Origin of the sequence: Pseudomonas sp. 10S4 (genome assembly GCF_034344865.1) — a bacterium.
Taxonomy (GTDB): Bacteria; Pseudomonadota; Gammaproteobacteria; order Pseudomonadales; family Pseudomonadaceae; genus Aquipseudomonas.
On the sequence record NZ_CP133774.1, the window covers coordinates 3,558,729 to 3,579,274 of the forward strand.

Annotated in this window: 19 protein-coding genes and 2 pseudogenes; 9 read left to right on the forward strand and 12 right to left on the reverse strand. The window is 55.8% G+C overall.

Features of this window, described 5'->3' with window-relative positions; all coding sequences use genetic code 11:
• Window positions 1-33: 33 nt before the first annotated feature.
• The gene (locus tag RHM58_RS16520) at window positions 34-720 is read right to left on the reverse strand and encodes a spermidine synthase (RefSeq protein WP_027925870.1); all 687 of its coding nucleotides are present in this window, start codon (window positions 718-720) and stop codon (window positions 34-36) included.
• Window positions 721-808: 88 nt separating this feature from the next.
• Here RHM58_RS16520 and RHM58_RS16525 point away from each other — a divergent pair, with 88 nt between their 5' ends.
• Window positions 809-1,096 carry a hypothetical protein gene (locus tag RHM58_RS16525; RefSeq protein ID WP_201201535.1) on the forward strand — a complete coding sequence of 96 codons (288 nt, stop codon included), beginning with the start codon at window positions 809-811 and terminating at the stop codon, window positions 1,094-1,096.
• A gap of 66 nt (window positions 1,097-1,162) precedes the next feature.
• Here the strand turns inward: RHM58_RS16525 and RHM58_RS16530 are convergent, their stop codons facing one another.
• On the reverse strand, window positions 1,163-1,636 hold the full coding sequence (locus RHM58_RS16530) for a cyclic nucleotide-binding domain-containing protein (RefSeq protein WP_201201537.1): 474 nt from the start codon (window positions 1,634-1,636) through the stop codon (window positions 1,163-1,165).
• Window positions 1,637-1,943: 307 nt separating this feature from the next.
• Window positions 1,944-3,999 (reverse strand): annotated as a pseudogene (locus RHM58_RS16535) (S9 family peptidase).
• Between the two features lie 316 nt (window positions 4,000-4,315).
• On the opposite strand from RHM58_RS16535, the gene RHM58_RS16540 reads away from it, so the two are divergent.
• Genes RHM58_RS16540 through RHM58_RS16550 form a run of 3 tightly spaced genes read left to right on the forward strand, consistent with a single transcriptional unit; the run spans window position 4,316 to window position 6,177 of the window.
• Complete coding sequence (locus tag RHM58_RS16540; protein WP_201195182.1) at window positions 4,316-4,813, forward strand: MFS transporter; 498 nt, start codon at window positions 4,316-4,318, stop codon at window positions 4,811-4,813.
• Between the two features lie 32 nt (window positions 4,814-4,845).
• Window positions 4,846-5,622, forward strand: a complete 777-nt coding sequence (locus RHM58_RS16545) for a class II glutamine amidotransferase (RefSeq protein WP_054049027.1) — start codon at window positions 4,846-4,848, stop codon at window positions 5,620-5,622.
• Window positions 5,623-5,634: 12 nt separating this feature from the next.
• On the forward strand, window positions 5,635-6,177 hold the full coding sequence (locus RHM58_RS16550; RefSeq protein WP_322270768.1) for a DUF2937 family protein: 543 nt from the start codon (window positions 5,635-5,637) through the stop codon (window positions 6,175-6,177).
• A gap of 260 nt (window positions 6,178-6,437) precedes the next feature.
• Here the strand turns inward: RHM58_RS16550 and RHM58_RS16555 are convergent, their stop codons facing one another.
• On the reverse strand, window positions 6,438-7,352 hold the full coding sequence (locus RHM58_RS16555) for a LysR family transcriptional regulator (protein WP_201255741.1): 915 nt from the start codon (window positions 7,350-7,352) through the stop codon (window positions 6,438-6,440).
• Window positions 7,353-7,499: 147 nt separating this feature from the next.
• Here RHM58_RS16555 and RHM58_RS16560 point away from each other — a divergent pair, with 147 nt between their 5' ends.
• The 4 genes from RHM58_RS16560 to RHM58_RS16575 all read left to right on the forward strand — a co-directional run bounded on the left by RHM58_RS16560 (window position 7,500) and on the right by RHM58_RS16575 (window position 11,239).
• Window positions 7,500-8,786, forward strand: coding sequence for an MFS transporter (locus tag RHM58_RS16560; RefSeq protein WP_201201545.1), 1,287 nt, complete (start codon window positions 7,500-7,502; stop codon window positions 8,784-8,786).
• Window positions 8,787-8,862: 76 nt separating this feature from the next.
• Window positions 8,863-9,615 (forward strand): 5-oxoprolinase subunit PxpA, encoded by a 753-nt coding sequence (locus RHM58_RS16565; RefSeq protein ID WP_201201547.1) that lies wholly within the window; start codon window positions 8,863-8,865, stop codon window positions 9,613-9,615.
• Window positions 9,612-10,316 carry a 5-oxoprolinase subunit B family protein gene (locus tag RHM58_RS16570; protein WP_201201549.1) on the forward strand — a complete coding sequence of 235 codons (705 nt, stop codon included), beginning with the start codon at window positions 9,612-9,614 and terminating at the stop codon, window positions 10,314-10,316. Before RHM58_RS16565 ends, RHM58_RS16570 begins: the two co-directional genes overlap by 4 nt.
• Window positions 10,313-11,239 (forward strand): biotin-dependent carboxyltransferase family protein, encoded by a 927-nt coding sequence (locus RHM58_RS16575; RefSeq protein WP_201255740.1) that lies wholly within the window; start codon window positions 10,313-10,315, stop codon window positions 11,237-11,239. Before RHM58_RS16570 ends, RHM58_RS16575 begins: the two co-directional genes overlap by 4 nt.
• Window positions 11,240-11,355: 116 nt before the next feature.
• On the opposite strand, the gene RHM58_RS16580 is transcribed toward RHM58_RS16575, so the two are convergent.
• The 8 genes from RHM58_RS16580 to RHM58_RS16615 all read right to left on the reverse strand — a co-directional run bounded on the left by RHM58_RS16580 (window position 11,356) and on the right by RHM58_RS16615 (window position 19,860).
• Window positions 11,356-12,807: an MFS transporter gene (locus RHM58_RS16580; RefSeq protein ID WP_322270856.1), complete on the reverse strand. Its 1,452-nt coding sequence runs from the start codon at window positions 12,805-12,807 to the stop codon at window positions 11,356-11,358.
• Between the two features lie 162 nt (window positions 12,808-12,969).
• Entirely contained in the window at window positions 12,970-13,845 is an 876-nt protein-coding gene (locus RHM58_RS16585; protein ID WP_322270769.1) for a prephenate dehydrogenase dimerization domain-containing protein, read from the reverse strand.
• Window positions 13,842-15,044: an aminodeoxychorismate synthase component I gene (pabB, locus tag RHM58_RS16590; RefSeq protein WP_322270770.1), complete on the reverse strand. Its 1,203-nt coding sequence runs from the start codon at window positions 15,042-15,044 to the stop codon at window positions 13,842-13,844. The genes RHM58_RS16585 and pabB overlap by 4 nt, the downstream gene beginning before the upstream one ends.
• The gene (locus RHM58_RS16595; RefSeq protein ID WP_322270771.1) at window positions 15,031-15,906 is read right to left on the reverse strand and encodes an anthranilate synthase component II; all 876 of its coding nucleotides are present in this window, start codon (window positions 15,904-15,906) and stop codon (window positions 15,031-15,033) included. Before RHM58_RS16595 ends, pabB begins: the two co-directional genes overlap by 14 nt.
• Entirely contained in the window at window positions 15,903-16,238 is a 336-nt protein-coding gene (locus RHM58_RS16600; protein ID WP_322270772.1) for a chorismate mutase, read from the reverse strand. Before RHM58_RS16600 ends, RHM58_RS16595 begins: the two co-directional genes overlap by 4 nt.
• A 62-nt stretch (window positions 16,239-16,300) precedes the next feature.
• Window positions 16,301-17,554 (reverse strand): aminotransferase class I/II-fold pyridoxal phosphate-dependent enzyme, encoded by a 1,254-nt coding sequence (locus tag RHM58_RS16605; protein ID WP_322270773.1) that lies wholly within the window; start codon window positions 17,552-17,554, stop codon window positions 16,301-16,303.
• A gap of 24 nt (window positions 17,555-17,578) precedes the next feature.
• The gene (locus RHM58_RS16610; RefSeq protein WP_322270774.1) at window positions 17,579-18,430 is read right to left on the reverse strand and encodes a HemK/PrmC family methyltransferase; all 852 of its coding nucleotides are present in this window, start codon (window positions 18,428-18,430) and stop codon (window positions 17,579-17,581) included.
• On the reverse strand, window positions 18,427-19,860 hold the full coding sequence (locus RHM58_RS16615; protein WP_322270775.1) for an NAD(P)/FAD-dependent oxidoreductase: 1,434 nt from the start codon (window positions 19,858-19,860) through the stop codon (window positions 18,427-18,429). The genes RHM58_RS16610 and RHM58_RS16615 overlap by 4 nt, the downstream gene beginning before the upstream one ends.
• 348 nt (window positions 19,861-20,208) lie before the next feature.
• Between RHM58_RS16615 and RHM58_RS16620 the strand changes: the two are divergent.
• Window positions 20,209-20,514 (forward strand): annotated as a pseudogene (locus RHM58_RS16620) (allophanate hydrolase); the annotation flags it as partial.
• Between the last annotated feature and the right edge of the window lie 32 nt (window positions 20,515-20,546).

Below are 20,546 nucleotides of genomic sequence, written 5' to 3' on the forward strand. Positions count from 1 at the left end.
AAAGACTAATGACGGTTATGCAGTGAGTTTAGCTCAGCCCTTGAGCTTCTCGGCAATCCAGATGGTGTGGCGCGTGCCTTTGTTGCCGTGGGCGAAGACTTGCACTTCCTCGGCCTTGAAACCGGCCTTCTTCAACTTGTCGGAAAACTGCTTGTCGGCACTGGCCGACCAGACGGCCAGCACGCCTTTGGGGCGCAGGGCTTTGGCGCAGGCGCTCAGGCCACCGGCGGAGTAGAGCCAGCTGTTGGCGCGCTGGGTCAGGCCTTCGGGGCCGTTGTCGACGTCGAGCATGATCGCATCGAAACCCTGCGGTTCGGCTTGCAGCACCTTGGCGACGTCTTCCATGCGGATCACGGTGCGCGGGTCGAGCAGCGGGTTGCCGGCCTTTTCGCCCAGCGGCCCACGATTCCACTCGACCACGCCCGGTACCAGTTCGGCGACCACCACCTCAGCGGTCTTGCCCAAATGCTTGAGGGCCGAGGCGAGAGTGAAGCCCATGCCCAGGCCACCGATCAAAACGCGTGAGTTCGGGCGGCCGGCAACCTTGCGGCACGGGATCTCGGCCAGGGCGTCTTCGGAGCCGTGCATGCGGGTGTTCATCAACTGCCCGCCGTCGCCACCCTGGATCTTGATGACGAAATCTTCACCGTATTCGAACAGGCACAGGGCACCGCCGTTTTCAGGGATAGGGGCGGTGTCGAGCAGAACGAAACGTTTCATGGGAGGCTCTTGAGGAAAATTGGCATAAGGCAAACGGACGCAGTTGGGAGTAGCCTGCAAGCAGACAACAAGGCCAACGGAGCCATTGATGAAGCGCACTATTCTAACGGTCATTGCCTTGGCCGCGCTCTCGATTACTGCAGTGCAGGCCCAGGAGCAGCAAACCATCCCCACCAGTCCCGCGCCGATGCCCGGATCACCCGGTACTGCGACACCCACGCCGTACCCGCAGATCACCCCCACCAACGTACCCCGTGCCGGTTCGGGCAGCGGCAGCCAGCCGTTGGAGCCGATCGAAATGCCGAGCCCACCCAAGGACCAGACCTTGCCGGGCCTTGAGCAGAACAGCACCAAAATCAAATCGCCGGGTGGGTAGTGTCCTGTCTCACAAATACGTTCCTCTTTTGACGAGTGGCTGTTGTCGTCAGGCGAGGAGCGACACTTACACTTGCTGTGACAGCAGTTGCCCATCCGCCATGCGCAGGCGTTTGGAAAGGGAGACGGCGAGGGCGCGGATGATTTTCGCCGCGATCTTTGGCGCATCGTTGAGCATTTTTTCCAGCGAGTCCTTGCCCAGGTTGAGCAACTGACAATTGCTCGCTGCGACACAACTGGCCGAGCGCCGCTCGCCATCGAGCACGGCCATCTCGCCGAACGCCCGACCGCTGCGCAGGGTGGCCATGATCACCGTTTGCCCGTCGCCGTTGGTCTTTTGCACCGACACCTGGCCGGTGTGGATGATGCACATGAAACTGCCGGCATCGCCCTCGTGGAAGATCTCTTTGCCCTGGGCGATGGTGCTGATGCTGAAATAGCCGGAAGCGGCGGCGAAGTCGGCTGGCAGCAGTTGATCGAACAGGCCGCAGTCCATCAGCCAGTCGCGAATTTCGTTGTTCAGTAAGGTCGGTTCTGACATGTCGTCACGGTCTTTTTCTTGTGGTGTGTTGCGGGTTCGGGCTTGGGCTCGCTGCAAACCCCTTGTGGTAGCGGACTTTGTGGCGAGGGGGCTTGTCGGAACGCCGCATCGTCCCGTTCGGCTGCGAAGCAGTCGTAAAACCAGCGCATGCGGTGTGTCTGATGCATTGCGGTTGCAGGTTTTGGGGCCGCTTCGCGACCCAACGGGGACAAGCCCCCTCGCCACAAAAGCCCGGTTCCCACAAGGGGATGTGTGTGGCAAAGGCCCGGCGTTCTGGTCTTAAGACCGGAACCCCGGGCCAAGTTCCTCAGGCGATGCCCAAAACCTTGAAAACAAATGCGTATTCGAGGGCTACGTCACGTAATCCCTGATATCGACCGCTCATTCCACCATGCCCGGCGCCCAATTCGGTCTTGAGCAGCAGGGGATTGTTGTCGGTTTTGGTCGCGCGCAATTTCGCCACCCACTTGGCCGCTTCCCAATACTGCACGCGACTGTCGTTGTAGCCGGCGATCACCAGGGTCGCCGGATACGCCTGGGCGGTGACGTTTTCGTACGGGGCGTAGGCCTTGATCCGATCATAGACGTCTGGCTCTTCCGGATTGCCCCATTCGTCGTATTCGGTGACGGTCAGCGGCAGGTCCGGGTCGAGCATGGTGTTCAGGACGTCGACGAACGGCACCTCGGCAATCGCCGCCGCGAACAACTCCGGACGCTGATTGAGCACCGCGCCGATCAGCAATCCACCGGCACTGCCACCGCTGATCACCAACTGCTGTGGCGTGGTGAATCCGTTGGCAATCAAATGCTCGGCACAAGCGATGAAGTCGCTGAAGGTGTTGTGCTTGTGCTCCTGCTTGCCGGCGCGGTACCAGGCTTCGCCCAGCTCACCGCCGCCACGCACGTGAGCGATGGCAAACGCCACGCCGCGATCCAGCAGACTCAAACGGGCATGGGAAAACCACGGGTCGAGGCTTTCGCCGTAAGCGCCGTAGCCATAGAGATACAGCGGTGTCGGTTTACCGAGCGCTTCGCGTTTGACTACAAGGCTGATCGGCACTTGCGTACCGTCCGGCGCGGTGGCCCACAGGCGTTGGCTGACGTAGGCGTCGGCGTCGAACGGGCCGAGCACCGGAGTTTCCTTCAGGACTTTCTGCTCGCCAGTGGCCAAGTCCAACTGACGAACCTGCGCCGGACGGTTCAACGCCTCGTAACGCAGACGAATCTTGTCGCTGACGAATTCCAGGCTGTTCTGCACATGCAGGCTGTAGGCTGCGTCCGGCAATTGCACGCGATAAGGCGCCAAGCCTTGCGGGCGAACCTCGATGATCGGCAAGCCACCCTCGCGCAGGCTCAGGGTCACCGCTTCGACGTTCAGGCTCAGGCCTTCGAGCATCACGCTGTCGTTGTGGGGAATCAGGTTCTGCCAGTCCGCCTCGGTCGGCGCGACGCCGGTATCGAGGGCGGTGTACAGGGCGAAGTTGATGCCGTCGCGGTTGGTGCGAATAAACCAGGTCCATTGGCCATCGAGCGCGCCGTGGTCGACGTCGTATTCGTGGTCCTCAACCCGTGGCGCCAGGCAGGTAAAAGCCTGCTGCGGCTGGAACGCATCGAGCACCCAGACTTCGCTGGTGGTCTTGCTGCCCAGGGACAGCAGCAATTGCTGTTCAGAACTGGAACGGTAGCAATGCAGGAAAAATCGGCCGTCCGGCTCATGAAACACTTCTTCGGCGGCCGTGCCGTCCAGTCGATAGCGCATCAGCTTGTGCGGGCGATGGGTGTCATCCAGTTCGCCGAAAAACAGCGTCAGGCTGTCGTTGGCCCAGGTCATGCTGCCGTCGCAGTCCTCGAATTCCAGTTCGCTGACCTTGCCGTTGGATAACTCCTTCACGAACAGCGTGTAAATCGTCATCGCCGGTGGCGTCGAGGCTGTAGGCCAGACGCTGGTGGTCCGGGCTGATGCTGAACGAGCCGAGGGAGAAGAAGCCGCCATTGGCCAGTACGTTCGGGTCCAGCAGCAATTGTTCCTGGTTTTCATCGATGAGCAGGCTGTCATCGGCCGGGCGCGGGCAGCGGTAATGGCGGGCGTATTCGTCGCCGGCCGTGGTGCGGGTGTAATACAGGTACGGCCCCCACGGCGAAGGCAGGGACAGGTCGGTTTCGAGAATCCGACCCTTGATCTCTTCGAACAGGGTTTCGCGCAGCCCGGCCTGATCAGCGGTTTGCGATTCTTGATAGCTGTTTTCAGCCTTCAGGTAATCGAGCACCGCGTCGGTGTCGCGCTCCTGGAGCCAGGCATACGGGTCAGAACCTTCAGCCTTGCGGGCAATCGGGGCGCTGGTGACGTTGACGGATAAGGGCATGAAGGGCTCTCGGACAATGTACGGAATAGGGGCTTCGCAGACGGTAGGCAATCTTGACGCCGTTGCTGAACCTGTGGGAGCGAGCCTGTGGCGAGGGGGCTTGCCCCCGTTGGGTCGCGAAGCGGCCCTAAAACCAGACACCGCAATCTTTATTCAAGAACGCGGTGCTTGGTTTACGACTGCTTCGCAGCCGAACGGGGGCAAGCCCCCTCGCCACAAGCTCGCTCCCACGGGTTCCATGTCTGACCGACTGGCATTGGGACAAGCCTGACGGGCGAAAAGTCGTTACTATAAGCGCCTCTTTGCCTGCCTTGCCATGGACACCATGACCGAGAACGACTATCTGATCGCTTGGGGCCTCTACGCCTTTGCCGCTTTAGGCTGCCTGTTGGTGTGGATGCGCTTGACCCGCTGGATGTGGCGCTACCTGCGCGAGCCACTGCGGCTGCTCGTGGCGGTGTTGCTGTTCAGCCCGACCATCATCGACCCGGTGAAGGAAAAAGTTGCCCCGGCCATCGCCATTACCGCCCTGGACCTGGCGTTCAAGGTGGGTAACAACGCCTGGCGGGCAATTTCCGATCTGTTCATGTACGGCATGATCGCGTTTGGCCTGTACCTGATTTTCGTACTGATCCGCTGGCCGATCGAGCGCGCGTCCAACGCCCGCAAAGAACAGGCTGCTGCGGCGAAGGCGGCGATCAAGGCTGAGGAACGCGATAACGATCAACCGTTCGGCGTTGCCGGCGATGATCGCTACGGCCGTCCACCGGTCCCGAACAACCCCCAGCGTTCGCGCATCGAACCGCGTTTGTAACCTTGCCCCTGCATTGAAGCGAGAGTCCGAGCATGTGTGAGTTATTGGGCATGAGCGCCAATGTCCCGACCGATATCGTGTTCAGCTTCACCGGGCTGATGCAGCGCGGCGGGCGTACCGGGCCGCACCGTGACGGCTGGGGCATCGCTTTCTATGAAGGCCGCGGCCTGCGCTTGTTCCAGGACCCGGCGGCAAGCTGCGAGTCCGAAGTAGCGAACCTGGTGCAGCGCTACCCGATCAAGAGCGAAGTGGTGATCGGGCACATCCGCCAGGCCAACGTCGGCAAGGTCTGCCTGTCCAACACCCACCCGTTTGTGCGCGAGTTGTGGGGGCGTAACTGGTGTTTCGCTCACAACGGCCAGCTCGCGGACTTTGAGCCAATCAAGAGTTTTTACCGCCCCGTCGGTGATACCGACAGCGAAGCGGCGTTCTGCGACTTGCTCAACCGGGTGCGGGCAGCGTTCCCTGAACCGGTCGAGATCGAAGAACTGCTGCCAGACCTGGTGGCCGCCTGCGCCGAGTACCGCAGCAAAGGCGTGTTCAACTGCCTGCTCAGCGACGGCGACTGGCTGTTCTGCTATTGCTCGACCAAACTGGCGCAGATCACCCGCCGCGCCCCGTTCGGCCCGGCGCGCCTGAAGGATGTCGATGTGATCGTCGACTTCCAGGCCGAAACCACGCCTAACGACGTGGTCACGGTGATCGCCACCGAACCGTTGACCGAAAACGAAACCTGGACCCGCTACGAACCGGGCCAATGGAGCCTCTGGCGACGCGGTGAATGCGTCAGCCAGGGCAAGACCGAATAAGGACTCACCTCAATGTTGCTCAGTTATCTACGGCTGGTGTTGTTTGCGGCGGGCCTGTTGATCGGTGTCCAGGTGCCGGGCTTCATCGGCGACTACGCCAAACGGGTCGAAGCGCATCTGATTGAAGCGCAGACCGGTTTGAGTGGTTTCCAGGGCACCGCCAATCAGTTCTTCAAGGGCGATATGCAGGCCTTGGTCGCCCACTACCGCGAAAGCGAAGACCCGATCTTTCGCAGCGATGCCGACAGCTTGAGCACCTTGCTCTCCCGGCAGTTGGCCCTGGATAAACAGTTCCAGGCCATGCAAGGTCCGTGGTACATCCGCGTCCTGCAAGTGGCGCTGGCCGCCGACCCGGATATTCGCAAGGAAACCTGGAACGGCTACAGCTACCAGATCCTGCTGACCCCGGAAGCGATGATCTGGGGCATGAGTGGTGCGTTGCTGTTGTCATTCGGCATTGAATGCCTGTTCCGGTTGATCGACTGGGTGGTACTCGGCGGCAAACGCCTGCGCCAGAGCCGGCCGATTGAAGATCGGGATGTGCGTGGGTTGTAAGAACAAAAAGATCAAAAGATCGCAGCCTCCGGCAGCTCCTACTCCAATCTCTGTAGGAGCTGCCGAAGGCTGCGATCTTTGATTTTAGCCAGCCGAAGTTTGCCGAGAACAGGGCTTTTGTGGCGAGGGAGCTTGCTCCCGCTGGGCTGCGAAGCAGCCCCAAAACCAGTCACCCTGGTGTTTCAGATAAACCGCGTTTGTCGGGTTATACGACGGCTTCGCAGCCGAGCGGGAGCAAGCTCCCTCGCCACAGTGTGTGGTTAGTCAGCAAGAATGATGTAACCCTCACCCACCTTGCGCGCATACCCCTCCAGCACCAGCTGACACAACGCCACAATCTCCTCGACCCATTCCACCCCGACCCGCCACGACACCACCACCTGCAAATTCGGTGGCCGTTGATCGATAGCCAGCAAGGTCAACTCCCCGCGCGCCAGTTCCTCAGCCACCAACACTGGCGGCAGCGCGCCAATCCCGAAGCCGTCGCGCAACAACCGGGTAATCGCCGACACCGAATTCACGCAGTTCAATCGTGGCGCCATCACCCCGTTGGCCTGCATCAACGCCAGAATGTCCTGATGTGGATGCGAGTTTTTCGAGTAGGTAATGATCCGCTCCCGCGCCAGATCCGCCACGCCTGAATACTCACGGTTGTAGATGGAGTTACTGGCGACGATCCAGCCCATCGGGTGGCTGGCCAGTTCCAGGCTGCGCACGCTTTCCTGACGCAACAGGTCGGTTTGCAGGATCAGATCGAGAAAGCCTTTTTGCAGCTGATCGCAGAGGTTGAGCGAGGTATCGGCCACCAGCTCGATTTCCACCAGCGGATAGTGATCCATCATCTGCGCCACCAACGGGCTCAGCCAGGTGTGAATCACCGTGTCCATCACACCGATCCGAATCCTTCCGACCTTGCTCGAACGGGTCTCGATCGACTGCTTTAGCGCCTGCATGGTGTCCATCATCTGCTCGGCGTATTCGAGCACTTTCAAACCTTCCGGCGTCAGGCTTACACCCCGGGAATCGCGCAGGAACAGCTTCACCCCCAGCTCACTTTCGAGCACGGCGATGCGGCTGGAAATCGACGCCTGGGTGGTGAAGAGCTTGTCCGCAGTCAGGCGAAAACTCTTGAGTCGGGCGACCCAGACAAAGGTCTCTAGGAACTTCAGGTTCATGTAATCAACTTTTTCTTATGTCTGGAGCGGGTTTTTATTAGTTGGACGCCGCAGGGCCGGGCGCCCAAAAATCGGCGCATCCGGTTCCCACGATAGGCGTCGTCGGGGCTTCGAACAATACCAATAAAATTTGCACGGAGATTTGCCATGAGTGCGCCCGACACCCTCGACCTCCCCAAGGCCACAACTCGCCCGGGACCGTTCGACTGGTATCGCAACATCAACAAACAGGAGCGCCGGACCTTCTGGAGCTGCAAGATCGGCTATGGCCTGGACGGCATGGACACCCAGATGCTCAGCTTCGTGGTGCCGACCCTGATTGCCATGTGGGGCATCACCACCGGGCAGGCCGGACTCATTCACACCAGCACGTTGATCGCTTCGGCCATCGGCGGCTGGGTAGCGGGGATTCTCTCCGACCGCATCGGCCGCGTGCGCACGTTGCAGCTGACCGTGCTGTGGTTCGCCTTCTTCACCTTCCTCTGCGGCTTCGCCCAGAACTACGAACAACTGCTGATCAGCCGCACCTTGATGGGTTTCGGTTTCGGTGGTGAATGGACCGCCGGGGCTGTGCTGATGGGCGAAGTGATTCGCGCCAAGGACCGTGGCAAAGCCGTGGGCATGGTGCAATCGGGCTGGGCGTTGGGCTGGGGATTGACGGCGATTCTGTATGCGCTGCTGTTCTCGGTGTTGCCGCCGGAAGACGCTTGGCGCGCACTGTTTATCCTTGGCATCGTCCCGGCGATTTTTGTGATTTTCGTCCGTCGACTGGTCAAGGACCCGGAGATTTACCGCGAAGCTAAAGCCAAGCAAGAACCAAGCAACCCGGCAAAATTCTACGAGATCTTCGCTCCCGGCATCCTCTTCACCACGATTCGCGCTTCGGTGCTGACCACTGGCGCACTGGGCGGTTACTACGCGATTACCTCTTGGTTGCCAACTTTTCTGAAGAACGAACGGGGGTTGAGCGTACTCGGCACGGGCGGTTATCTGGCGATGGTGATCGTCGGTTCCTACGTCGGTTATGTCATCAGCGCGTATTTGACTGACATCCTCGGCCGCAAGAAGAACTTCATTCTGTTCGCCGTCGGCTCGTTCACCATCGTGTTGCTCTACACCCAATTACACGTCAGCAACGGCGTGATGCTGTGGCTGGGCTTCCCGCTGGGCTTCTTTGCCTCGGGGATTTTCAGTGGCATGGGCGCGTTTTTGACCGAGTTGTTTCCCACGCGAATTCGCGGCTCGGGCCAGGGTTTTTGCTACAACATCGGTCGTGCGTTGGCGGCGTTGTTTCCGCTGTTGATCGGTTTGCTCAGCCAGACGGTGCCGTTAAGCGTTGGCATCGGGGCGTTTGCGGCGGTGTCCTACGGCGTGGTGATCCTCGCAGCCTTGAGCCTGCCGGAAACTCGTGGCAAGCAACTCGACGCCCAATAGCTTAATAATCAGCAACTGATAATCTGCCGGGCATCTGCCCGACAGTAAAAAGAATATGCCTACAGGAGTGTTCACCGTGAGCCGCCTGCTATTGAACTGCGACATCGGCGAGAGTTTCGGCAACTGGACCATGGGTCTGGACGCCGAGGTCATGCCCTTCATTGATTGTGCCAACATCGCCTGCGGCTTCCATGCCGGCGACCCGAGCATCATGCGCAAGACCGTCAGCCTGGCCCTGAGCCGCGGCGTGAAGATTGGAGCGCACCCGGCCTATCAGGACCTGGTCGGGTTCGGTCGACGTTCCATGGCCTACACCGCCCAGGAACTTCAGGACATCCTGCATTACCAGATCGGCGCCCTCGACGGCATCTGTCGGGCTCAGGGTGGGCGGGTGAGTTACGTCAAACCCCACGGCGCGATGTACAACGACATGATGGCCAATCCGGCGCAATTGCGTGCGGTGATCCAGGCTGTGGCCGCCTACGATCGCACGTTGCCGTTGATGCTGATGGCCACCCGCGACAACAGTGCCGCGCAACAATTGGGCGACGAATACGGCGTGACGCTGTGGTTCGAAGCCTTCGCCGACCGCGCCTACGACAGCGCCGGCATGTTGGTTTCGCGACAATTGCCGGGCGCGGTGCATCACGATCCCGAGAAAATCATTGAGCAGGCGCTAATCATTGCCCGTGGCGCCAACCTCACGGCCAGCGATGGCAGCGCTTTGCACTTGCAGGCCAACACCTTGTGCGTCCACGGCGACAACGCCAGTTCTGTGGCCGCCGTGCAGCGTATTCGTGAGGCCTTGAATCAGCAGAGTGCGTCATGAAACCACGGGTTGAAGTCGTCGCGCTGGACTGCCTGATGGTGCGCCTGTTCGATGAAATCGCCGAAGCGAACATGCCGTGGATGCTCGCGGCCAGCGAAGGGCTGCGCGCAGCGTTTGCCGGGCATTTGATCGACCTTGTGCCGTCCTACACGACGTTGATGGTGCATTACGACCTGACTGCATTGAGCCCGGTTCAGGCGCGGGAATTGATCGCGCAAGCGTTGATCGATCTATCGCCCAATGCCAGTACCAGCGGCAAATGCCATGTGCTGCCGGTCTGGTATGACTTGAGCGTCGGCCCCGAATTGAGCCTGTTGTCCCAACGCAGCGGGTTGGCGGTGGACGACGTAATCCGCCGCCACAGCGATCGCGAATATCAGGTGTTCGCGCTGGGCTTCGCACCAGGTTTCGCCTTCATGGGTTTAGTAGAGGAAATCCTCGCCGCGCCGCGTCTGAACACCCCGCGTAAGAAAGTCGCAGCGGGTAGCGTGGGAATTGCCGAGCGGCAAACCGCCGCTTATCCGGTGGTGTCGCCCGGAGGCTGGAACCTGATCGGCCGTACCCCGGCCAAACTGTTCGACCGCGAACGTGACGGCTATAGCCTGATGCAACCCGGCGACACGGTGCGGTTCGAAGCCGTCAGTCATGCCGAGTTCATCAACCTGGGCGGTGACGATACGCCACTGGAGGCCCAGGCATGAGCCGTCTGAGGATTGAAGCGAGTACGCCGCTGTGCCTGTTGCAGGACGCTGGCCGTTTTGGCGTGCGGCACTTGGGTGTGACCCAGGGCGGCGGGCTGGACTGGCGCTCGATGTCATGGGCGAATTGGCTGTTGGGCAACGGGTTGGATGCGCCTGTGGTGGAAATCACCCTTGGCGGGTTCAGCGTGCTGGCCGAGGAAGATTGTGTGCTGGCGCTGGCGGGCGCGGATCTGGGCGCGCAGGTGAATGGCGAGGCGTTGGCGCCGTGGCGCAGTTTTCGGCTGCACAAAGGTCAGCGCTTGCAGTTCACCCAGCCGCTGCTCGGAGCGCGGGCTTATCTGGCAGCACCGGGTGGTTTCGACGCGCCGAAGGTGTTGGGCAGCAGCGCGACGGTGATCCGTGAGGAACTCGGCGGGCTGGATGGCATGGGCCGGCCTTTGGCCAAAGAAGCACAGCTGAGCTATTCGGGCAGTGACTTGATCTTGCTGCGGGAGCTGCCGCGCGAACACATCCCTGATTTCAAACTCGATGCACCGCTGGACCTGGTGCTCGGCGCGCAGATCGGCGCGTTCAGCGGGCAAAGCCTGTTTGATGCGTTCAACAGCACTTGGACCCTCGACAGTCGTGCCGACCGCATGGGCATTCGCCTGCTGGGCACGCCGTTGCAGTACCAGGGCAAGCCGATGATCTCCGAAGGCATCCCGCTGGGCGCAGTGCAGGTGCCACCGGACGGACAGCCGATTGTGTTGCTCAATGATCGACAGACCATTGGCGGCTATCCGAGATTAGGCGCATTGACGCCGTTGGCCCTGGCGCGGCTGGCGCAGTGTTTGCCCGGGGCGAAGGTACGGTTGCGGCCGGTGGTGCAGGACGTGGCGCATCGGGAGCAGGTCGGGTATTTGCGTCAGTTTGTGAATCGCTAAAAGCTTCGCGGGCAAGCCTCGCTCCTACAGGGTTTATGCATGCCGGATGTTTTCGGCACGACTCAAATCCTGTAGGAACGAGGCTGGCCCGCGATGGTGTCAGACCAGTCGTCGCATTACACGACCCTACAATTCGGTATCCGCAGAGTGCGCCATGCAATAAACATCGCTATAAGTGCCAGGCTAAACGTAACCCACGAAACCAGCCCGATACCACCCTCGAATGCGCTTCCCGCCTGCATCATCAATTCTCTCGCCTGATCACCAGACAACTCTGCCGTCACGTTATGGGCCCCCGAGAGCGTCTCACTCGCCAGCATCGCCTGTACTTCGTTAAGAAAACCCGGAAGCTGCAATGCTCCGCGATAGTAGGCGGTGACGAGACCGCCGAGTACTGTCGTTCCCAATACTACGCCAACTTCATAGGCCGTTTCGCTAATGGCTGACGCCGCACCCGCTTTCGCCGACGGCGCAGCCGACAAAATCACATCGTTGGAAACCGTCGCAATCGCGCCCACACCGATATTCAACAAGGCAAAAGCCACCACCAGAATAGTCAAACTGCTACCCATGCTGGCGACCAGCAAAAAAGCCGCACCAGCAAACGCCATAAGAATCGGTACCAACACATGCCCCCGTACTCGCTGTGCTATGGGGACTACCGCCATCCCCACTACAATTGCCATGATCTGACCCGGTATCAAGGCGAGGCTCGCGCTCAAAGGGGACATCTGAAGTACGATTTGTAAGAACTGAGTTGTGAAGAATACGAAGCCAACGAGGAACGCGAGGCTCATCAGATTGATCACGACGGAGCCGCTGAAAGCACCGCTTCGGAACAAACTCAGATCCATCAGCGGCACAGGCAGACGAAACTGTCGATGTACAAACATCCACCCAGCGAGCGCGCCCACAGCCAATGCTGCGACCGCCATCCAGTCAACACCATCACTGGCACCGTGTTTGATGCCGTAAACAATGGCGCTGAGGGCTACCATCGATTGCAGAATACTGATGGGGTCCAATGACCCTGAAGTGTCTCGTTCAGATTCGGGCAACAGCAATGGTCCCAATACCAGTAATGGCAGCAATATGGGGACTGCGAGTAAAAAAATCGCTCCCCAGTTGAAAAACTCCAGTAATACCCCGCCCACCAAAGGACCGAGTGCCGAACCTACCGTCAAAGTCGTCGCCCAGATCGCGACCGCTATTCTCCGTTCTTCTCGATCTTCGAACACCGAACGTATCAATGCCAGTGTTGAGGGCATAAGCATCGCACCAAAAATCCCCATGCAAGCTCGCCCGGTAATCAGTTGCGCTGCTGTACCAGAGTAGGCGGTCAGCACCGACACGATGACAAAGCCCAGTGACCCCGTGAGCAACAACTTACGATGACCGACTCGATCTCCCAGACTACCCATCGACACCAGCAATCCTGCCAATACCAGCGAATAAGCATCGATCATCCACAATTGCTGGCTAGCGCTTGGACGCAGGGCCTCGGCAATTTTTGGTAACGCGAATCCAAGCACCGTGTTGTCAACGGTCACCAGCAATACAGGCAGCATCAGCACGCATAGGCTTGACCACCGTTTTGAGCTTGCTCCGCGTTGTGCCGCCTTACTTACTAACGCCATTCGCCAAACCCCTTATCACCCACAAAACATTCACGGGAGATTTGCGAGACTCCCGTGAAAGAATCCCTGTTCACTTCCCGGACGATGATGTCGTCAGTTCAGTAATGAAAAAACGTGCTGACAATCGACAGCACCCGAACTCAAACGAGTACCCAATGTATTTGAAATGCCCTGTAGGTCGTTTCTGAATTCGTCGTAATCCTGATCGCGGACATTTTTCATCAACCGCTCCATTCCCTCAGCTAGCGCAGAGCGCTGGTGGTTGGCTTGGTCATTTTCAAGCTGTATGTCCCAGTAGACTTCGGGTGGATTAACTAGAACCCGAGACAGTAACGCCATCATCGTGCGCATCGGTGGTGGCATCACCTCAAGAGCACTTTCCAAATCAAGTGAAGACCTTGCCAATGCCAGGCCAAACCCGAGAATTGCTGCATGGGGCAATGCCTGACAAAGCGCCATCAGTTCATCATGGGCGACAGGCGTCATTCGCTTTACTTTCATACCTGCCTCCATCAGGTGCTGCTCGATGAAGGTTGAAGGCGAGTCTCTTTCTTCCAGACAAATTGCGACGGTGCGCCCCTGAACGGAGAGTTTGGGCGAAAACATCGGGTTGATACCTACGAAAGGTTGAAGGGGCGAGGCATCCTTCAATGCTTTGTAAAACGGTTCCTGAACAGAGCAAGTCGGGATGAACACTACATTCTTTGAAACGGAGCTAACAACCCAAGGTATCGCATGGATAGCCGCGCTTTCTGGTAGCGCAAAAACCACTGCAACTGCCCCCTTGAAGATCTGTTCGGTGTTACTGAAAGGGCTCATGACATCAACTTGATGGAAGCCTCTTTCATGCTCGGCTGATCGTCGATCTACGACCCGGATATCGTATCCATATTGCACAAGGATGCGGCTGATCAAAGAGCCAACTAAGCCAGCCCCGCCTAACACGACAACTGTGTCACCCATCATCATTCGCTCCCTGCGACAAAACTGTAATAAGGCACGCTAGCCTTGACCAACGTTTCTTCAAGCTCTTGCTCTGGATCAGAATGCGCGACAATCGCGCCGCCAATTCCGAATTCCGCCTGGTTACCCTGTAGCACCGCCGTTCGAATGACAATGCTCAGCTCTGCGCCACCACTAAAAGACAACCAACCTAATGCGCCTGAGTAGACTCCACGTGCTGAGGACTCCAGTACGTCAATAATTTCCATCGTGCGTTTCTTCGGAGCTCCCGTCATTGATCCACCCGGAAAACAGGCTCGTATTGCTTCGATCGTTGAAATATCAGAGCGCAGGTGGCCACGAACCGTTGAAACAAGTTGATGTACTGAAGAAAAGCTTTCTACTGAAAATATCTCGGGAACATGCACACTCCCTGGACGGCACACTCCATTCAAATCATGGCGCACCAAATCCACAATCATCAGGTTCTCGGCCCTGTCCTTGGTCGAGTTACGTAGCTCATCGCGTAGTATCTGGTCATCTTCTTTTTGCTTACTACGTGGCCTCGTTCCCTTGATAGGTCTGGATTCGATTAACCCACTGTCATCGATTCTGAGAAAGGTTTCAGGCGAAGCACTCAGCACTGAAAATCCTGCGAACGAGAGATATGCTCCGTAAGGTACCGGACTGGCTTGGCGCATTCGCCGATAAGCATTCAGGGGCGCACCGTTGTACGCCATTTTCGCTCTATTGGTCAGACAGATCTCGTATGATTCTCCATCAGTAATGTACTTTAGTGATTGGTTGATCTTGCTGATGTAATCATCTGGCCCGTCATCAAGCGAAAGCTTCAACTGATCTACAGCGCCTGGAATAAAAGAACTGCAATGAGCTTCGGACTCGTCATTGCAATTGAGAAGTTTAGGTAAAGATGGCCAAACAACTGCAGCGCCATTCGCAGTCATCATGCATTCATAGATCTTGTCTTCATGATGATCAAACACAAAGAAATGCGGCGCGAACATGAATGAAGCATCCGGATACGCCGAGCGATATGTTTTGTGTCCTCCTGCTTGCGCTTTCAATTCGTAACCGAGATAGCCAACGAACCCCCCTTGAAAACAAATGGCAAGTACTGAGGTGTTGCTACCTGAACGGCCTCGAAGATCTGCGTAGTCAAGGTAAAGAAGTCGCCGCGGATGCTTTTTTACCTCAAGGACCTTCAACTTTTAGGGTCTCGTCATTGACATCGTACTCAAGCCTTATTGCTCCGAGACTCTGTCCGCTACCCATAATCGAGTAGCGGGCGTTAGGTCGCTCTGACTTTTCGCAGTCTAGCCAAAAAGCAAAATAGTCATCTGCATAAAGCGTTGAAAACACTGCTTGCGGATCCGTGCATTCAGAAAGCTCTCGATAGGAAAGTTGCATGTTCAGCAATCCCCCTACCGCGACATATGCATCTTTTGATGATGTGCATTCGGTGTCGGACTCTAAGCGAGTTCTAGCGCCGGCGTTATGTTCCAGCGCCATACGTATGAAGTTGCTCAGTAGTGCATGGCCATATTCCGAGTCGATGGATTCAGGGTGAAATTGGACACCCCACATCGGCCTGGTGATGTGCTCAATTGCCATGACCACGCCTTCTGATGTCCAGGCAGTACATTGGAGTTCTGGAGGTAAGCTGGTGCACGTCAGCGAATGGTATCTGACCACCTCGAACTGCTCCGGGAGATCGCGGAATAGTCCTTTGCCCGAATGAGTGATACGACTGCGGTAGCCATGCACAGGGTTGGGGGCATGCCCAACGGTTCCTCCCAGAAATTGAGCGATGCCTTGATGTCCTAGACAAATACCAAGCAGAGGCACTGGAGAATGGAGGATGACGTCACCGCAAACACCGAAATCGCTATTTTCTTTTGGGTGTCCTGGACCGGGTGACAGTATTACAGCGTCATACTTTTCGATGTCCAATTCACTGTAGGAAATAGCATTTTTGATTACTTCAACGCAAGTGCCTGTCACTTCATACAAATACTGAGCGATATTTTGGGTGAAGGAGTCAAAATTATCGATCAACAATATTTTCATGGTGTTCGTCCTTGTGTTAGACGCTGTTTGATCAGTGCGTCTTCCCGAATACATGTTTCGTTTATTATTATTCCAAATATCGACTCTATGTATTCTGGTCTCAATCCTACCGCTTCCGATCTACCTTTGATCATGTCGATTACGTAGGAGATTCGCCCGGGTTGCATCATTGCAATACCATGGGCCGCTTTGAGCTCAGCGATGTCCATGCAGACTTTCATTCTCTCAGAAAGCAGATCTACAATTTGCAAGTTGATCGAGTCGAGTTGATCCCGATATGGCTGTAAAATGCTAGACGTGTTTGTATTTAAATACTGTCCTTGTTGTGACATTTGTTTACACCTCGAATTTCCCTTTTTTCTGGAAGGGAGTCGTTAGTCAGGCGTGATCAACGTTAGAGGGACGGTGTCCATAGTCCCTCGCTATTTATAGCCTGTAGAGCAGCCCCCAATAACTTGATATCTGTATCACTGTGGTCGGCTGAAATTGCAAAACGGAGCATCGCTTTGCCTTGAGCAATAATTGGATAGAACACTGGGAAGAGCAGCAATTTATGGTCATGCAAAATTCTCGCAGCTTGCACCCCGGCTTCCTCTGTTTCAAAAAAAGCACCTCTTACAGGTGACTGGATACCTGCGTTGAGCAACTGGTTAACGGTAAGAGAATCTATAAGGCTGACGTTTTTCCAAAGGCGTTGTTGCAGTAGATCAATCTCTTCACTGAGATGGATTTTCGCAGCGGCAACGTTCGCGGCGAGCATAGGCAGCATTATGGAGTGACCAAATATCAACGGGTTGGCCAAGGTTCGGATAACGTCAATATCTTTCGGATTTGAAACTACGACGAAACCACCCGCCCCACCAAACGCCTTTGACAAAGATCCAGCCAGAATAACGTTTACGGGCAACAAATGATCAACCGCCGAAAAGGCATATCCCGCACCATGACGACCTGTTATCGAAATACCATGAGCATCGTCTACGTACAGGTATCCCCGGGCCGAAGCCACCTGTCGGGAGAGTTCGGCGATGGGCACAAGACCGCTCATCGAGCCAATTCCATCGATCAAGAGCACAGGAGTTTCACCTTTGTCAGTGCAGACCTTAAGCGCTGAGGTTAGTGAGTCTGGATTGCTGGCTTCAACTCTCGAAACGGATCCGAACTGCTCCAGAATCCCCCTAAGTACCTGCATCGAAGCATGAGCAGTTTTATCCATCATCCAATGGATTTGTTTTGTGACCGGATACCCTGTCAGAGAACCGCTCCCCAGCAAAGGTAAAACACCTAGATGGACACTGCTGGTAGAGGTAAATACTGCGACTCCACTACCTTCGTAGATTTGGCCAAGCAGCTCTTCGAGTTGAGGAAGGTAAATCGGGCGCATGGCACTTCGAGACGAAGAAAGGTGCAGGCCGAAAGTTTCCATCGCCTGCCGTGCAGCGCTTATCAATTTCGGGTGAGTTTCTAAGCCTAGGTACGAACAGGAAACAAACTCAGTGAACGTACCTCCATCCTGCAAAGTAATAAACTTGCCCACACGACTAGCAACGGTAAAGCCTGTTAGTCGTTCCGCGTAAGCTGTCGCCAGTGCACCAGTGGTGCTACTGCGACGAATACTCATCCAATCTTGTTTGGTTTTCGTATCCATTGCTAAAACTCCTTCTTTAAAAAATCAATAAGATTTGCATCCTGTGGTCATCACTGAGCTGCCCGACGCGTCGGATGTTTCCTTATCAATTATGGTTTGTGTATTGGTGAACCCTCTCTGCTCAAACAGATCCCGCACGGCTATTGCCTGTTCCTCGCCATGCTCAATGGCTAACCAACCTTCCAGGCTTAGTAATTCGCTAGCCAACAAGATAATTTGCCGTATCAATTCAAGACCATCAGTACCGGAGTACACCGACGCCTTTGGATGATGATTACTCCACTCAGGCAGTAACTCTTGAAATTGGGGGACATATGGAGGATTAGCGACGATCAAGCCAACCTGATTTTTGAACTGCGTAAATGCTCGCGTGTTGAGGATGTCTGCCTGCATGTGATTGGCCTGTATCCCCAAGTTTGCAAGCCGGTCTACGTTGCGCTTGAGGTACTGTATCGCTATCTCATCAACCTCCACGCATGTCACTTTTAGATCTGGTCTGCGCCGCGCGATTGCCAAGCCAATCGCTCCACTTCCGGCACACAAATCGAGAACAATAGTTCCCGATTTCAGCACGGGACTGGCTTCCAACCATTTGTGAATAACTTTGCTGTGGTGACGGGGGATAAATACACCACTACCGACCACCAACGGCATGCTGTCAAACTCCACCGTACCAACAATGTGTCCCAGAGGAATTCGGTTACAGCGCTCCTTAACGGCTAGCATGAACTCATCGAGTGCACGGTTTTTATTCGCTCGTTCAATATATCTATCTATAAGGCAGCTTAAGTCATCTTCGAGGTCCCAAACACCAGACTCTCGCAATAAGACTCGTGCTTGGTCAATGGCAAGTTGCTCACGATCAGTAAGGCTCATGACCACTCCTTGTAATACTGGGAAAGTTTTATTCGAATTGATTCATAAAGATAGGAAAAGGCCACCAGTTCTGGTGGTGGTGTGAATGATGAGTGCAAGTTGGTGATCAGTTGTTCGTAATTGCTGGATAACCCTTTGTCGAGTAAAGGAAGCCAATAAGGTTTGATGTCCCAGCGATATTCATACCCTGTGGCAAACATCTGTTGTACTGTTTCCCTGACCGTTTGCTCGCGTGGAATTCCGGGCAGTGGAGAACGGACAGGTTTGAAAGGGGTTAGATCTAGATAGGGCGTCTCTACACCGGCCAGGCAATCAGCTATGTATCCTGCCAGTAACGGTGATTGGTGCAAGCCATCGCGGTAGGTACCTGTTGCAAGCCAAACACCTTTTATGCCGCACTCGCCAATCAGTGGAAATCCATCCGCCGGAATAGGTCTGTTGCCAACCTGGATGGAAATGATTTCAGCGTCATGAAGATCCAAGTTCAATTGATCAACAGCACAATCGAGTAAAAATTGAACGTCTGATATAAGCGCTTGTTGTTTTGGTCGCTCAGAAATAATGTTAGTGGCGCCCAGATACAAGACTCCATCCCCGCGAGGAACGCAATGCAAGCCGCATGCAAAGGCACGGTTTGGTGTGCGGATAACTGAATTCGGCAACTCGACCCCGTTTGGCATTTTCACGAGAATGGAAACGCCATAACCACTGAACAAAGGTGGGATTTTCTTTACGAGATCGGAGAATTCACTGAGTAAATCCAGCGAGTGAACCCCTGCGGCAACCACAACCTTCCTTGCCCAGAGAACTTCCCCGCTGCACAGTTCGATACCTGTTGCTACGCTGTTTTCTGCCAAGACTCGCCTTGCATTCTCATTTTTTAAGATGCCGCCTTCAGCAACAAATGCAGCGTCCAGTTTCTCCAGCAAAAGATGGGAGTTCACCGAATGCTCGTTTGGTATGTACAATCCCCGTAGTGGGCGAACTAAATTATTTGGCTTAAGCCACTCCATTTTAGCCGGATCAACAACTTCGAACGGTTCACCACAGTCCTGTAGTATGCTTTGGATGATGTCGTAATTAACGCTGTCCACTTCATGCATGCCGGCAGTATTGAGCAGTACATGGGTTCCGATTGCGGTAAATAGCGATGTATAGTCGCCTGAAGATGCGGCCAGTCGCTCCGCCCAGCTTGACCATAAACGTTGTGCTTGTAGGTCCATGTTTAGCTTCAGTCGGCCGAATTCACTTGCAAGTAGGCTGCTTGTAATTTCACCGAAGCATCCATTCATTGCACCAGCAGCTTTGGATGCTGAGTTTGTATGATCGGTCTTACCCACTCGACATACTTTTAAACCTCGCGAGGATAATTCGTAAGCAATTGAACCACCCACTGCCCCGGGACCCACAACAATGACGTCGAACTCCATGTTTTTTTCCTCGGAAAAATTGCCATAGTGTAAGGGGAACTAATATTTCTGATTGGAAGGCAGGACATTTCTATAATTCGTTACATTACAGTTCAATCGACGAATTGTTTCGTGTTGTGACTTTGAAATGTTTTCACATGTGTTGCGAGGCAGTGTTTGGGGCGCTCGCCGTTAATTCCTCGGTGAACGGTTCGTTTAGTCTGTAAGGGGAAGTGCTTTTGGTGGTTAGATTGTATTTGTAATATTAATATTGGTGATGGTTTTAATGTTGTCGTTGCAGATAGTGTGAAATGCCCAAGTAGCAATCAATATGTTCTGATGTGTACGGATGTTTACTTACGTTATGGCGACAACCGTGTAGGCCGGATGGGGATTCGCCTACTGGGCACGCCGTTGCAGTACCAGGGCAAGCCGATGATCTCCGAAGGCATCCCGCTGGGCGCAGTGCAGGTGCCACCGGACGGACAGCCGATTGTGTTGCTCAATGATCGACAGACCATTGGCGGCTATCCGAGATTAGGCGCATTGACGCCGTTGGCCCTGGCGCGGCTGGCGCAGTGTTTGCCCGGGGCGAAGGTACGGTTGCGGCCGGTGGTGCAGGACGTGGCGCATCGGGAGCAGGTCGGGTATTTGCGTCAGTTTGTGAATCGCTAAAAGCTTCGCGGGCAAGCCTCGCTCCTACAGGT

Coding starts and splice junctions, on each gene's coding strand:
- RHM58_RS16605 (WP_322270773.1), bottom strand. CDS start 17,554: ATGGATACGAAAACCAAACAAGATTGGATGAGTATTCGTCGCAGTAGC.
- RHM58_RS16580 (WP_322270856.1), bottom strand. CDS start 12,807: ATGCTGCCTGTATTGCTGGTGACCGTTGACAACACGGTGCTTGGATTC.
- RHM58_RS16575 (WP_201255740.1), top strand. CDS start 10,313: ATGAGCCGTCTGAGGATTGAAGCGAGTACGCCGCTGTGCCTGTTGCAG.
- RHM58_RS16610 (WP_322270774.1), bottom strand. CDS start 18,430: ATGAGCCTTACTGATCGTGAGCAACTTGCCATTGACCAAGCACGAGTC.
- RHM58_RS16545 (WP_054049027.1), top strand. CDS start 4,846: ATGTGTGAGTTATTGGGCATGAGCGCCAATGTCCCGACCGATATCGTG.
- RHM58_RS16600 (WP_322270772.1), bottom strand. CDS start 16,238: ATGTCACAACAAGGACAGTATTTAAATACAAACACGTCTAGCATTTTA.
- RHM58_RS16585 (WP_322270769.1), bottom strand. CDS start 13,845: ATGATGATGGGTGACACAGTTGTCGTGTTAGGCGGGGCTGGCTTAGTT.
- RHM58_RS16595 (WP_322270771.1), bottom strand. CDS start 15,906: ATGAAAATATTGTTGATCGATAATTTTGACTCCTTCACCCAAAATATC.
- RHM58_RS16570 (WP_201201549.1), top strand. CDS start 9,612: ATGAAACCACGGGTTGAAGTCGTCGCGCTGGACTGCCTGATGGTGCGC.
- RHM58_RS16540 (WP_201195182.1), top strand. CDS start 4,316: ATGGACACCATGACCGAGAACGACTATCTGATCGCTTGGGGCCTCTAC.
- RHM58_RS16560 (WP_201201545.1), top strand. CDS start 7,500: ATGAGTGCGCCCGACACCCTCGACCTCCCCAAGGCCACAACTCGCCCG.
- RHM58_RS16525 (WP_201201535.1), top strand. CDS start 809: ATGAAGCGCACTATTCTAACGGTCATTGCCTTGGCCGCGCTCTCGATT.
- RHM58_RS16530 (WP_201201537.1), bottom strand. CDS start 1,636: ATGTCAGAACCGACCTTACTGAACAACGAAATTCGCGACTGGCTGATG.
- RHM58_RS16555 (WP_201255741.1), bottom strand. CDS start 7,352: ATGAACCTGAAGTTCCTAGAGACCTTTGTCTGGGTCGCCCGACTCAAG.
- RHM58_RS16520 (WP_027925870.1), bottom strand. CDS start 720: ATGAAACGTTTCGTTCTGCTCGACACCGCCCCTATCCCTGAAAACGGC.
- RHM58_RS16615 (WP_322270775.1), bottom strand. CDS start 19,860: ATGGAGTTCGACGTCATTGTTGTGGGTCCCGGGGCAGTGGGTGGTTCA.
- RHM58_RS16550 (WP_322270768.1), top strand. CDS start 5,635: ATGTTGCTCAGTTATCTACGGCTGGTGTTGTTTGCGGCGGGCCTGTTG.